This is a genomic window from Pedobacter sp. SG908 (assembly GCF_011759615.1).
Lineage (GTDB): Bacteria > Bacteroidota > Bacteroidia > Sphingobacteriales > Sphingobacteriaceae > Pedobacter > Pedobacter riviphilus.
In genome coordinates this window covers 1,216,826-1,230,786 of sequence record NZ_JAAOYY010000002.1, presented here as the reverse complement: position 1 = coordinate 1,230,786, position 13,961 = coordinate 1,216,826, and the positions used below count along the sequence as shown (strand labels likewise).

General features: G+C 36.6%; 14 protein-coding genes. 8 read left to right on the top strand and 6 right to left on the bottom strand.

Annotation, left to right across the window (positions count from 1 at the left end; all coding sequences use genetic code 11):
• Positions 1 to 2 precede the first annotated feature (2 nt).
• The 3 genes from FHT21_RS20295 to FHT21_RS20285 all read left to right on the top strand — a co-directional run bounded on the left by FHT21_RS20295 (position 3) and on the right by FHT21_RS20285 (position 1,996).
• Positions 3 to 497 (top strand): SRPBCC domain-containing protein, encoded by a 495-nt coding sequence (locus FHT21_RS20295; RefSeq protein ID WP_167296523.1) that lies wholly within the window; start codon positions 3 to 5, stop codon positions 495 to 497.
• A 4-nt stretch (positions 498 to 501) separates the two neighbouring features.
• Positions 502 to 1,221, top strand: a complete 720-nt coding sequence (locus FHT21_RS20290; RefSeq protein WP_167296522.1) for a phytanoyl-CoA dioxygenase family protein — start codon at positions 502 to 504, stop codon at positions 1,219 to 1,221.
• 517 nt (positions 1,222 to 1,738) lie between these two features.
• A complete protein-coding gene (locus FHT21_RS20285; protein WP_167296521.1) occupies positions 1,739 to 1,996 on the top strand; it encodes a hypothetical protein in 258 nt (85 codons plus the stop codon).
• Here the strand turns inward: FHT21_RS20285 and FHT21_RS20280 are convergent.
• The 4 genes from FHT21_RS20280 to tilS all read right to left on the bottom strand — a co-directional run bounded on the left by FHT21_RS20280 (position 1,947) and on the right by tilS (position 5,750).
• Positions 1,947 to 2,393 carry a KTSC domain-containing protein gene (locus FHT21_RS20280; RefSeq protein WP_167296520.1) on the bottom strand — a complete coding sequence of 149 codons (447 nt, stop codon included), beginning with the start codon at positions 2,391 to 2,393 and terminating at the stop codon, positions 1,947 to 1,949. The two genes, FHT21_RS20285 and FHT21_RS20280, sit on opposite strands and share 50 nt — an antisense overlap.
• Positions 2,394 to 2,651: 258 nt before the next feature.
• Complete coding sequence (gene bshA / locus FHT21_RS20275; protein WP_167296519.1) at positions 2,652 to 3,794, bottom strand: N-acetyl-alpha-D-glucosaminyl L-malate synthase BshA; 1,143 nt, start codon at positions 3,792 to 3,794, stop codon at positions 2,652 to 2,654.
• A 135-nt stretch (positions 3,795 to 3,929) separates the two neighbouring features.
• A complete protein-coding gene (locus FHT21_RS20270; protein ID WP_029282618.1) occupies positions 3,930 to 4,418 on the bottom strand; it encodes a hypothetical protein in 489 nt (162 codons plus the stop codon).
• On the bottom strand, positions 4,419 to 5,750 hold the full coding sequence (gene tilS, locus FHT21_RS20265) for a tRNA lysidine(34) synthetase TilS (protein WP_167296518.1): 1,332 nt from the start codon (positions 5,748 to 5,750) through the stop codon (positions 4,419 to 4,421).
• Between the two features lie 65 nt (positions 5,751 to 5,815).
• On the opposite strand from tilS, the gene FHT21_RS20260 reads away from it, so the two are divergent.
• A complete protein-coding gene (locus FHT21_RS20260; protein ID WP_167296517.1) occupies positions 5,816 to 8,242 on the top strand; it encodes an OstA-like protein in 2,427 nt (808 codons plus the stop codon).
• Positions 8,243 to 8,374: 132 nt separating this feature from the next.
• Here the strand turns inward: FHT21_RS20260 and FHT21_RS20255 are convergent, their stop codons facing one another.
• The gene (locus tag FHT21_RS20255; RefSeq protein WP_167296516.1) at positions 8,375 to 8,950 is read right to left on the bottom strand and encodes a non-canonical purine NTP diphosphatase; all 576 of its coding nucleotides are present in this window, start codon (positions 8,948 to 8,950) and stop codon (positions 8,375 to 8,377) included.
• 110 nt (positions 8,951 to 9,060) lie between these two features.
• Entirely contained in the window at positions 9,061 to 9,714 is a 654-nt protein-coding gene (locus FHT21_RS20250) for a hypothetical protein (protein WP_167296515.1), read from the bottom strand.
• A 209-nt stretch (positions 9,715 to 9,923) separates the two neighbouring features.
• On the opposite strand from FHT21_RS20250, the gene FHT21_RS20245 reads away from it, so the two are divergent.
• The 4 genes from FHT21_RS20245 (at position 9,924) to FHT21_RS20230 (ending at position 13,870) form a co-directional block, all read left to right on the top strand.
• Positions 9,924 to 10,406: a hypothetical protein gene (locus tag FHT21_RS20245; protein WP_243854060.1), complete on the top strand. Its 483-nt coding sequence runs from the start codon at positions 9,924 to 9,926 to the stop codon at positions 10,404 to 10,406.
• 54 nt (positions 10,407 to 10,460) lie between these two features.
• Positions 10,461 to 11,819, top strand: a complete 1,359-nt coding sequence (locus tag FHT21_RS20240) for a peptidylprolyl isomerase (RefSeq protein WP_167296514.1) — start codon at positions 10,461 to 10,463, stop codon at positions 11,817 to 11,819.
• Positions 11,820 to 11,824: 5 nt separating this feature from the next.
• Positions 11,825 to 12,787 (top strand): AAA family ATPase, encoded by a 963-nt coding sequence (locus tag FHT21_RS20235; protein WP_167296513.1) that lies wholly within the window; start codon positions 11,825 to 11,827, stop codon positions 12,785 to 12,787.
• 597 nt (positions 12,788 to 13,384) lie between these two features.
• Positions 13,385 to 13,870, top strand: coding sequence for a DinB family protein (locus tag FHT21_RS20230; RefSeq protein WP_167296512.1), 486 nt, complete (start codon positions 13,385 to 13,387; stop codon positions 13,868 to 13,870).
• Positions 13,871 to 13,961 lie beyond the last annotated feature (91 nt).

The window sequence follows — 13,961 nt, the reverse complement described above, 5'->3', positions numbered from 1 at the left end:
CAATGGAAAACTTCGATTGGACCAAATTCACCATTAAGATTGCTATTAAAGCGAAACTTGAGGATATGTACAATGCCTGGACAAAAGCCAGCGAAATGGAGAAATGGTTTTTATGTGAGGCGGAATTCTCTGACGAAAACAGCGTATTGCTCAACAAAACACAAAACGTATTGAAAGGCGATAAATACAAATGGATCTGGTATCTCTATGATGATATTGAAAACGGAAGCATAACTGAAGCCAATGGCAAAGACCAGCTTCAGTTTACTTTTGCAGGCGAATGTTTGGTCGAGATTAAACTCAGAGAAGAGTTTGAATACGTAATTGTAGAGTTGACGCAAAAAAATATTCCCTTGGATGACCATGCAAAAAGAAATATTCGCTTAGGTTGCCACAACGGCTGGAGTTTTTATTTGGTTAATCTAAAATCTGTTTACGAAGGTGGCTTGGACTTAAGAAATAAGGACAACCGCTTTAAGCCCATGTTGAATAATTGAAGTGATGGATTTAGGGGTTAAGGAAAGAGAAATTCGCGAATTAGGATTTTCGGTGGTAGATGATGTATTTACAGATCAGGAAATTGAAGATATCCTAGCGGCGATTAACAGGGCAGATTCTACAAAAGAAACCTTTAGAAAATCGGACGATCTTTTTGCCATACGTCAATTTTTAAAAGAAGTTCCAGAAACAATCGATCTTATTTTCAATCACAAACTCAAACATATCTTAAAAGAGGTTTTTGGCGAAGATTATTTTCTTGTCAAATCGATCTATTTCGACAAACCAGAAACCTCAAATTGGTTTGTTTCCTATCATCAGGATTTAACAATTTCAGTTAATCAGAAAGTGGAAATAGCCGGATTTGGCCCGTACACCAACAAACACAAGCAGTTTGCTGTACAGCCTCCGCTTGATATCCTCGAAAGCAATTTCACCATACGCATCCATCTCGACGACACCAACGAGGAGAACGGCGCATTAAAAGTAATTGCCAATTCGCACCGTAAAAGCATTTACCGTCCCGAAACAATCAACTGGAATGTAGAAAAAGAAATAAGTTGCAACATAAAAAGAGGCGGGGTGATGATTATGAAACCGCTGCTCCTGCACAGTTCGGGCAGAACAACTAACAATCAAAAAAGAAGGGTAATCCATTTAGAGTTTAGCAACAAAATATTGCCAAAGGAATTAAAGTGGTCGGAATATTTGAGTTTAACTTGATAGATACCGAAACAAGTTCAGTACGACAATCTCGGAAATATACTACCTTTGCTAAAGAAATGAATTGTAAATCAACATACTTAGAAAAAAAATATTTAAAATGGACGGCAATATTAGTCCTGTTTCTGAGTTTGTTCACATTTTCGAGCAGCCAGACCAATTCAATCACTCTTCAATCGAATCCTCTTTTTCAAACAGAATGGGTATCTGAATTACGAAAGAGTTTTTCTACTTCAAGTGTTTTCAACAAGTCAACAAGAAAAACAGGCACTTCGATAACAAAATACGACCAGCAAATTTCAGCGTTTAATAAGTTAGTAAGGATCAAATTAAGAAAGCTCGCTAAAGCATTCTTACCCCCATCAAACACGCCAAGCTTTTTTGTTCAGAAAGCAATCTCCTTATATCCTACTGAAATTCCCACCAGCTAATTGAAGCTTCAGCCATTATCAGGCTATTTAATTAGTACTTATAGGTCTATTGGTTATTTAACCGAAAGCCATCATCCGATTGAAACATGAAACAGTTCAAAAAAGCCATCAGGTTAACGGGATTGGCATTGCTGATTCTTTTAGCTTCTGTTGGGCTTGGAGGGGGTGCCCCTATTCCTCCACCTAACAGAAGAGAAAACCATATTGAAATAAAAATAGAGTTAAAAGAAGCAGAAGATAAAGAAAAATGGCCCCGATTTGCATTGGGGCCATTCAATATTATACTGTTGCTTATTATGCCGGTTCTGCAACCCTGGCTACATTGCGATACGGGAATTCATTAAAGATATGTCTGCGGGCAAAACGGCCTGGAGAATCGGCGTTAACCAATTTCACGTAGATCGCTTTTGGCACATCGAAATATTCGTAAGCACTTCCGTCAAAAAACTGGATATTTAAAACCTGTTGTTTGTATTCGAAGTCCTGAATATTCGATAAGGTAATAGTCTGCGTATACGTTTCGATATTCTGTTCACGCGTTTCTGGCGCAATACTTACCAAGAAATGATAAGCTTCGATAATTTCTTTACTTCTAGCCTCTGCATCTAATTTCTCTTCTTCCTGCTGAAATTTATCAGGGTGACAATCTTTCATCAATGTGCGGTACACAGATTTAAGCTCTTTTAACTCAGCATTTTTATCTACACTCAAAAGCTTTCTGTAATCAACTATTTTCTTCATTTGGGATAACCTCTTTTTTAATTTCGTTGAAATGATTTTAAGAATCTTTATCTACCAAACCGTTTCAAGCCGCAAAGATACGATTTATAATCATTTGATTTTGAGAAAGTTTAATTTGTTAAATATTGTTAACATGCATTATCAACTAATGCAACTCAATAGATCTCTTAATGCTCAAATTATCTACACAAAAAAAAGTTTTGCGATGCAAGCACGGCAAAACTTTCTTATAAAATTTGATATGGACTAAATTAGCGGCTAATATTTAGCTTGCAAAGAGTTTTCAATTACTTCCTTATAATAGCTAACATAAATTGGTAGGATCTTTTTCAGATCAAAATCCTGTGCCCTTGCAAAAGCATTTTCTTTGAAACGGTTCAGTGTTTCATCATCTTTTAATATTTCAATGGCATGAGCGGCCATCGCATCCACATCTCCAACATTGCTCATGTAACCACAAAATCCGTCAACATTAAGCTCTGGCAAACCACCCGCATTTGTAGTAATTGCCGGCACTTTACAAGCCATTGCTTCTAATGCTGCCAAACCAAAGCTTTCAGATTCTGATGGCATTAGGAAAAGATCTGAAACAGATAAGATCTCTTCTACTGCATCTTGTTTACCTAAAAACCTTACATTTTCACAAATATTTAACGATCTGCAAAGCTGCTCATCGTAAGCACGCTCAGGTCCATCGCCTACCATTAAAAGTTTTGATGGAATAACCGCCTGTACTTTTTCGAAAATCCTAATCACATCAGCTGTACGTTTCACTTTCCTGAAATTACTGGTGTGGATTAAAATGCGTTCGTTATTTGGTGCAATTGCTTTTTTGAAGTGCCCTTTTGCCTGTAAACTGAATCGCGAAAAATCTATAAAATTTGGGATTACCTTAATTTCTTTCGTAATCTCGAAATGGTTATAAGTATCTTCTTTTAAATCTTCCGACACTGTAGTTACACCATCGCTTTGATTAATAGAAAAGGTAACCACAGGTTTGTAGGTTGGATCTTTACCCACCAAAGTTATATCGGTACCGTGCAAAGTAGTTACCACCGGAATATGAATGCCATAACTTGCCAAAATCTGCTTCGCCATAAAAGCAGCAGAAGCATGTGGAATGGCATAATGAACGTGTAATACATCCAATTGTTCAAAACGGACAACATCTACCAGTTTGCTGGCCAGAGCCGATTCGTAAGGGGCATAATCAAAAAGTGGATAATCTCTTACCGAAACCTCGTGATAAAACAGGTTGGCAGAAAAGAAATCGAGCCTTGCGGGCTGACTATAAGTAATAAAGTGAACTTGATGACCCTCGTTAGCAAGTGCTTTACCAAGTTCTGTTGCAACTACTCCACTACCGCCAAAAGTGGGGTAGCAAACAATTCCTATCTTCATTGTACATGTATTGTTGTTATCGCAAATGTACCCGATTTTAATCTATAATGTGTGTCGGCTTATTGCAATAAAAAAGACGAGATATTGAGTAGAGATTTTATAAGAGATTAGAGGAAAATTATTGCAATCCAATTATTATTTGAGATTTCGCATTTCTTCTTTTATTACAAGGAAAAGTTCGTTAGGCCTTTGGGTACCAATAAAATATTCTAAGCCATCACGATCGGTTAAAACAACCGCATCTTTACCAGATGAATAAAAACGGATCGTACCTTTTGTGTGCAGGTTGTAAACCGGATTATTGAAAAAATAACGGCTGTAAGTTGCCTTACGAACGTCAACAATACTGTTCAGGTCAATCTTAACACGTTTGGTTGTCCAAAGACCGTCCAATATCATACTACCATTATCTACTACAATTTTGTACTGGATAAGGAAAAGCAAAAGCATCGAAACACCGATGATCCCGAAGCCTACAACAAGGAACAAGTCTTGCGTATTGTCACGATCGCGCTCATAAACGTAGGCTGCAAAACAGAATGCAGCCATAATAAGCCTAATGAAAATACGAACATAATCACGGCCGATGTACTGTTTTTCGATATAGGCGTATTTGCTTTCCACTTATTTAATTTTGAGTTCGAATATAGCAACTTTTTTTGTTGCTGTAGTTAATTTATATCGGTTATCCTGTCGCATACCGGCAATCCAAACAATTTCGCCATTGCCGTTAACCAAAATCGGTGTAACGCTTTTCAAATGTAGGGGAACTTTCTCATCGATAAAATAATCGCTTACTTTTTTGGGATTACGCATGCCCAATGGAATAAATTTATCTCCATTTTGCCAATTCCTCAATATCAAAGGGAAAATTAATTTATCAGCATTTACAAATGCTTTATTCGAATTAATTTCGAATCTCACCTCATCTGTAAACCTCAGCGAAATTTCATCATTAGCAAAAGCAATGTTTTCTGTTGTTGGATGGATAAACTGGTTAGCGGTAACTGATGTGTTTTTTTCAACAATAACCAGATCGTTTCTATTGATAATGGCCTGATGTGTGGCGCTAAAAAAATGTGTACCACTTAAAGCCTTTAAACTATCTAAAATTTCCTGCACTACATTTTCGCCAAAATTAAAAGGCTTAAGTAACTCGTAAAGCAAGAGCTTTTGTGGGTTTAATTTCAAAACTTCTTCCAAAGGGATATAAATGCCATCATTCCTTTTATTTAGGATTTTATTTGCAAGTTTCTGAACCTGGATATTTAAAAAAACCTCCAACTCAGCAAAGCGTACGATATTTTCGGCAAATGTTTTTTCGAGGTTAGGATTAATTTCCTGCAAATGCGGAACTACCTGCAGTCTGATTTTATTCCGTGTATAATTCGTGCTTGCGTTCGAGCTATCTTCTACAAAATTGATATTATTAATCCTTACTATTTCATCAATCTGCTGCCGGTTTAAAAAGAGTAAGGGTCTAATCAGTAAATCACGTTTAGGTAAAATACCATGCAGTCCACTAATGCCTGTACCACGGGTAAGGTTAATGAGTATGGTTTCTACCGCATCGTTCTGGTGTTGGGCCAAGGCTATATAATCGTAGCCTTCTTTACGCCTAATTTCTTCAAACCAGTTATAGCGCAGATCGCGTGCGGCCATCTGGGTAGAAATTTTATTTTCGGCGGCATATTTTTTGGTGTCAAAATGCGTTACATAAAAAGGTAATCCTAAATTTTTGGACAATAGTGCTACAAAACTTTCATCACGTTGTGCTTCATCGGCCCTTAAATTAAAATTACAATGTGCCACACCAACATCAATGCCTATTGCTTTAAACAGATGCAACATTAATACCGAATCTTTTCCTCCGCTTACGGCCAAAAGAATCTTGTTAGCCCGAACAAACAGCTGTTGCTGTTCAATAAAATCCTGAAATTGTTTTACGGGTAACATCCACCAAAAATATTTAATTTTAACTGGTATTCCGAACGTTCGGAACAAAAAACTAACTTTGTAGTGTGCAAAAACTATTTGTCTTTTTATTCATTCTAATCAGTCCAGTATTTTTATTCGGTCAGCAACCCGCTTCGAAGATTAAAATCATTTCTTATCAGCACATCGCAGGCGATATGAAAAAGAAGGCCACTTATCTTAATTTTGTTGTTTTCCAACAAGACAACGCAACTTTAACCTGTGATAGCGCTGTATTTTATAGCGAAAGAAACTATTTCGAAGCTTTTAAAAACGTCCATATCAACCAGCTTACAACAGACATTTATTCCGATCAATTGGAGTATGATGGAAATAAAAAACATGCGCATTTAACCGGAAATGTAAAGATGATCGATCCAACATCGATTTTAACGACTAATATTTTAGATTATAATACCTTAAGTAAGATAGGAACTTATACCAGCGGTGGCAAAATTGTAAACAAGGAGGTAACGCTGACCAGCAAAAACGGCTATTATTTTAGCAACTCGAACGACGCCTATTTTAAATATGATGTAGTTGTAGTTACACCACAGTCGACCATAAAGTCGGATACCATGAGCTACAATACACAAAGTAAGTGGACTTTTTTTTACGGGCCAACCAATATCAAAGGAAAAGATGATAATCTTTACACCGAAAATGGACAGTACAACACGCTTAGTGAAGATGCCTTTTTTGGAAAGAAAAATCTTTATACACAAGGTACAAGATCTTTAAAAGGTGATAGCTTATACTATTATGGGAAGAAAGGCATTGGCAAGGCCGTAAAAAATATTGTTTTCTCCGATACCAAAGATAAAATGAAAATGTTCGGCGATTTGGGCTATTACTATAAGCTGGATCAGCGGACTTTAGTTACCAGAAATGCCTATTTAGGAATAGGTACCGAAGATTCGGTAATGGTAAAGAATAAAAAAAGACCTGATAGTTTATGGATGGGCGCTGATACCTTAGAAACGCAGATGGTCCTCCAAAAAACCTTAAAGCTAATCCCTAAAATTTCGATTAAAGCCGACAATCAGGTTGGTGAAGATGATGAAGATGGTGGAAAAAAAGAAAAAGGAGAGCCAAAATATAAACCAGAAGCTGAATCAACCCAAAAAGAAGACAGAAATAAGCGTAATGCTAGAAATAACAAGGCCGACAAAAAGAAAAAGAACAAAGGCGATGCCGAAATAGAGAATCAGCTTAACCTGAAAGATAAAAGCATTGATAGCTTAAAATCGAAAGTAGACTCACTTGGCAAGGGGCTTTCTAAGCTTAATTTGGATAGTTTACAAAAGAGCAACCTTTTAAAGGGAAAAGCAGACTCTATTATCAAAAACCTGCCTAAACTTAAAACAGATAGTCTAAAAAAGCTAGCTGACAAAACCAGTTCTATTATAAAGGATGCATCGAAAACCAAAATTGATAGTTTACAAAAAAAGATAACCGACAAAGCTTCTCCAATTGTAAAGGATATTTCAAAAACGAAAACCGATAGTCTACAAAAAAAGATAACAAAATCTGGCGTTAAAGATAGCTTAACAAAAGTTTTAGGAAACTTAAAACCCGGAGCATTAAAGACTGATACTGCCAAATTTAACCCGGCTGATACTGTTCAAACGCGTATCATTAAAGCTTACCACGGTGTTAAAATTTTTAAAACGAATATACAGGCCAAAACCGACAGTCTGTTTTATACCAGCGCCGATTCTACTTTACGTTGCTACAGCAACCCGATCATCTGGTCAGAAGGCTCTCAACAGGTTGGCGACACGATATTTGTTCAGTTTAAGAATAAAAAATTAAATAATTTACAGGCATTTAGGAATGCATTTTTAGTAAATACGCCAAAAGATTCATTAAGATTTAACCAGATAAAAGGAAGGTTAATGACGGGTTTCTTTACCAACGGAAAATTCAAAAACCTATATGTAGATGGCAATGCCGAAAGCATTTATTATACCCAGGATGACAGCACAAAGGTGTACAAGGAAATGAACCAAACCTTAAGCAGCAGGATAAAGTTCATTTTTAAGGATAAGGAAAATGCCATCGAGGAAATTGTTTATATCAAGGGAATAGAAGGGGCTTTGAATCCCGAAAATACGATTGCAAAAGATCATGTATTAAAAGGATTTTCGTGGAAACCTACTGAACGCCCAAAATCAAAAAAAGATGCAATAGGCTCTTCTGGCAAACCTAAAGCTAAGGTCAAAACGGTTGTGGGTAAAACTGTAACTGGTGCCAAAACCACAGCCCCGGCAAATAAACCGTCAACAACTGCAACTGCAGTTAAACCGAAAATCACATTGGGAAAAGACAGTTTGAACCTGGATAAGAAGATGCCTCAAGCTAAACCGGCAGATACCACTAACTTTGGCATTAAGCCCATCCTACCGAAAAAAGACTCAGTACAGGTAAAAAAAGATGCTGTTCAGGTGAAAAAGGCGGGCGGTAAAATGTAGTTTTATTCTTATAGTCGTCACCCTGAATTTATTTCAGGGTCTACGTGGCCTGTAAGATGCTGACCACATAGTAGCTACAAGACAATTGAAAACACTATTCTACTTGTAAAATAAATTCAGCATGACGACACCTCAAATACCCTTCAAAAACGCCAACATCTTTTTTAGTGCAATGGCCCGATGGCTGATTTTATTCTTCTCGGCCATGTCCATTTCAGCAAAAGTAATATCATAACCATCTGGCTGGAAAATAGGATCATAACCGAAACCTTTCGAACCTGATAAGCCTGCTCTGATGGTTCCTTCTATTATACCTTCAAAAATATGGTTTTTACCCTCTTGCATTAAAGAGATCACCGTTTTAAACCTAGCTTTTCTATTGGGGTTCCCTTCAAGCCTAGCCAAAACCATTTGAATATTTTCTAAACTATCCCGACTGCCAGAATATCGGGCGGAGTAAACGCCAGGTTCGTTATTTAAAGCTTCAACCTCCAAACCGCTATCATCTGCAAAACAATCTAAATTAAAATGTTCAACCACGTAGCTGCTTTTTAAAGTTGCATTGCCTTCAAAAGTATCAGCAGTTTCAGGGATATCAACCAAACAACCAATATCTTCCAGATTTAGCACTTCGTATTTACCTTTAAGTGCAGCGCGTATTTCTTCAGTTTTATGTTGATTATTAGTAGCAAATACAAGTTTTTTCATTGTAAGAAGGGTAAAAGGTTTAGGGTTTAAGGGTTTTGGAGCAGCATTAAAATGCCATTATCTCAGCACTTGATGCTTAACTCTCCATACTTGATACGCTTGCGAAGCTGCTATTTAATTTTCTGAAGGTGCCCCCAAAGTGTTTTCTTAGCAGTTAAATCACTATCAAGATGATGGAGGTTTGGAGCAAAGATAATTCTTGTGGTTTCGTAAACGATGATTTCATTCTGCCAGGTGAGGTTCAGTTTCAGTTCGGCAATCTCTACTCCAAAAGATAACATAATAGCAGGTTTAAAAAACCGGTGCAGTTCTGCAAAATCTGTTCCGCTATAATTTGAATAATTTAGAATAGCAAAATCGGGCGTACCCAAATCAACAGCTTTAACAATTTTCCGCAACAGTTCTCTGCCTTGCTCCGTACTTACATCATGCTCACTATCGTTAACTAAAATGAGCACAGATTTTTTATTTCCACCTAAAAATTTAAACGTTTTTTCAGGTACTGGTTCGGCCACAATATGCGGAATTTCAGGAGCTTGTGGATAAACTTTAGGTACATTTGTAGAATTAATCCCTGGAATTTGTGCTATTTCTGGTTTTAATACAGGTTCTTTTACTTCAGTAACAGAAACATTTTCGACAACCAAAACAGGCTCTGGATTACGCAAAGGCAGAATTTCTACACTTTCATCCTTTACTAAGAAAACCTCTTCAGTAAAAAATAAACGTAAAGCGTTCGCATTGTTGGTAACCTGGTTTTCCATTCGTATTTTTGTTGGATAATAATTTCTGTTAAAATTAGTTAAATATCTTATAATAGCGTCGCTAATTGTTACTTTTATCCCTTAAAATTTATAGAGTGCTCTGCGTGAAGAAGGCTTACTGCTTATTTGTTTTTAGCTTTATTTATAGCATTTCGTTTGCGCAAAATGTTGCTGTGGTAAACGGTAAATCAATAAGCGTTAAGGAATTTATGTGGGCATACAAAAAAAGCCATAACGGAAACGTTAGTGCTGCGTACGACACTTTACAAGCCTATTTAAACTTGTATATAAATTTTAAGCTCAAGGTTTTAGATGCCCGGGAGATGGGATTGGATAAAAGCGCAAGCTACCAGGAAGAAATTAAAACTTATGAGGATGCATTGGCCACACATAAAAAAGTTGGAGTCAGTAGCAAAGATCAAGATTTCTTGTTGAATGAATACCGTGAAGGGGTTTTAATGTTCAATATTTCTGAACAAAAAATATGGAACAAGGCACAGGAAGACGAGCAGGCGATAAATGAATTTTACATCAAAAACCGACAAAATTACAATAAACCTTTAAGTGAAGTTAGAGGAGAGGTAGTGGCCGATTACCAACTAAGTTTAGAAGAAAAATGGCTAAAAAGCCTAAAACAAAAATATCAGATCAAAATTAATGAAAACGAGTTGAAAAAGCTTGCCAAGTTATAACCAACCTGATTTTTTTGACCATAAGTATTAAATTTGCAAAATATAACAAATAGAATGAAGAAAGTTTTTTTAGTAGCAACCGCTTTAATTTGCCTGTTTTTAAACAGTTTCGCTCAAAAGCATACTGTAGATAAAGTTGCTGCTGTTGTAGGAAATAATATTATCCTGCTATCAGATTTAAACCAACAATACACACAATATCTTTATCAGGGAAACCAACCCAACAATGATATTAAATGTAAAATATTACAACAAACTTTAACCCAAAAACTTCTTAAACAACAGGCTGAAATCGATTCGGTGATGGTTGAAGATGGTGCGGTTGATGATGAAGTAAACAAACGTATGCGTTACAGCATGCAACGTGCCGGCGGCCAAGAGCGTTTGGAGCAGTTCTTAAACAAATCTGTATTACAGTATAAGGATGAAATCAGACCATCAATAAAGGATGAGTTAATTGCTAACAAAATGCAACAAAAAATCACCGAAAACATCAACGTTACCCCAATGGAGGTTGAAAAGTATTTCAAATCTTTGGGCGATAGCATTCCAGAATTTAATACCGAGGTTGAAGTTGGTGAAGTAATTTTAAATCCACAGTTAACCAGAGCAGAAAAACAGAAGTTCCGCGATAAAATTGAAGCCCTTCGTTTAAGGGTTAAAAGTGGTGAAGATATGGGGGTTTTAGCTAAAACTTATTCTGAAGATCCAGGTTCTGCTGCCGATGGTGGTGATTATGGTTTTATCGACAGAAATACCATGGTTAAAGAATTTACGGCCTGGGCGTTTAAGCTAAAAGCGGGAGAAATTTCGCCTGTGTTCGAAACAGATTATGGTTTTCACTTTTTACAGGTTTTAGAACGTAGAGGTGAGCAGGTGCACGTAAGGCATATTTTAATCATGCCTAAAACTACACCAGAAAGTTTAACACGTTTAAAATTGCATGCAGATAGTATTTACAACAATATTATCGGTAAAAAACTAAGTTTTGCCGCTGCGGCAAACCTTTATTCAGATAATAAAGAGAGTAAATACAATGGTGGTATGATGCTTAATGCCGAAAATGTACAAGCAAGAAGTACCTTTATTCCGGTTGATAAATTAGATCCATCGGTGTTTTTGGTAATCGATAGCATGAAAATTGGTGGTATTTCTAAACCAAACTTGTTTACCGCAGCTGATGGAAAACAAGGATACCGTATCTTATATTTAAAATCTAAAATTCCGCCGCACAAAGCAAACTTAGCTCAAGATTTTCCAAAAATCAGAGATGCTGCACAAAGTGATAAAATTAATCGTACTTTAAGCGAATGGTTTCAAAAACGTCGCGAAAGCACTTATATTAAAATCGACGATGAATTTAATACCTGTGATGAATTAAAAATTTGGACTAAAACCACAGCCGCAAAATAACACCAATGCAGTATAAGAACGAAGTAGAAGCTGTTGATGCCCTTCATCAATCTTTCAACAACATTAAAGCCGAAATAAGCAAAGTAGTAGTTGGACAAGATGACATCATAAAATCTGTTTTAATCGCCATATTTAGCAATGGACATTGTCTGTTGGTTGGCGTACCCGGATTAGCTAAAACTTTACTTGTACAAACCGTAGCTTCTGTTTTAGACCTCGATTTCAACAGGATCCAGTTTACGCCAGATTTAATGCCGAGCGATATTATCGGCGCAGAGATTTTAGGAGAAGACAGGCACTTTAAATTTATAAAAGGACCTGTTTTTTCTAATATTATCCTAGCCGATGAGATTAACCGTACACCGCCAAAAACCCAGGCTGCTTTATTAGAAGCCATGCAGGAGAAATCGGTTACCGCAGCTGGGCAAACTCATATTTTACCAAAACCATTTTTTGTTCTCGCTACACAGAATCCTATTGAGCAGGAAGGAACTTATCCCCTACCCGAAGCGCAGTTAGATCGTTTCATGTTCAATATTCAGTTAAATTACCCTGCCTTTGCAGATGAATTGAATATCGTTAAAAACACCACGAGCAATAAAACCACACCATTGCAGAAAATTATCCATGCAGATGATATTCAATATTTCCAGAAACTAATACGCGATATTCCCATTACCGATAATGTTTTGGAATACGCAGTAAAATTAGCTGCTAAAACCCGTCCGAATAGCGAGTTTGCTACTGAAACGATCAACAAATACATCAGCTGGGGTGCTGGTCCGCGTGCTTCGCAATTTTTAGTATTGGGTGCAAAATGTCACGCCGCTGTAACCGGAAAATACTCTCCAGATATTGAAGATGTTAAAGCCGTAGCGGAACCTATTTTACGTCACCGTATCGTGCGTAATTATCGTGCAGAAGCTGAAGGTTTATCAATCGAGAAAATCATTAAAGATTTATTGTAGTAGTTAGTCGAGGTTTTTAATTCTTTATTAGTGGATTAAAAACCTAACACAGATTGCAATTGCAAACTTCTACCAAAGAAATATTTTACGTTGGTTACCTTTTTACGTTGCCTGTATTAAGGATAAACAGTGAATATGGAAATCGTAAAATCAGTATTCTCATTTATTTGGAGGAGGATTATTTCTTTAATATTTCTTGGCTTTTATATTTGCAGCTGGGTGTTTTGTTTTATGTTTTTTCACAACTTACCAACCAACTCTACCCCAAGATGTGGCATGCCAGATTTTGGTATGATGGTCATCATTATATTTCTGACATTTATCTATTTGGTCAGCTTTCTTATACTTACTTTGGTGAGCAAAGGTCGATCCAGAAAGGAATTCAGTGTGATTTTAGCAATTATTCCTTTACCAATCTTAATAGGGGTAATTGATGTATTTACTTAAAACTTGGTAGTATAGATTCGCAATCCCGTTTGATGAGTTAATGATTTTTAATCTTTCAATTTGTGGATTGCAAACCCACAGTACGCAGGTCGGAATTACAAATCCCGACCAACAAAAAATCCCAGGCAAACAATTATATTTGTTTTAACCATGGAAGCCAATAACCTTACCAGTGCAATTGCCGCACTGTTAGATGAATATAAAAAAGCAGTTGATGAATTGATTATGGTAATTGAGCCAATTAACCAGCAACAATTGCTCCATACAATTGAGCCAGAAAGTTCAAATCCTGACTGTATTTCCATTCAAACTATTTTAACCCATGTAACGGCTTCGATGTTCAGCTATGCGGTGTATATCGAAAATTCTATCGGATTGCAAACCATAAGACCGGAACGACTGCAGTTTGACCACATCACACCTTATATATCAAGACTTCGAGAAGCACTTAAATATAATGAGGACTTTTTTACCAGAAATCCCGACATTACCATGGAGGAGTTCGATCAATCGAAAAAGATAAACACCAGATGGGGACAGCAATACGATGTGGAACAAATGTTAGAGCATGCCATCGTTCATATTTTAAGGCATAGGAGGCAGATTAAAAACGCTTTGGCTAATATGGCGAGTTGATCTACCAAAAAATAATTTGCAATTCGCTGAAAATAAATATCTTCGCAATAAATTTAATAGAAATGCTACGTCAACTACATATCCAACAATT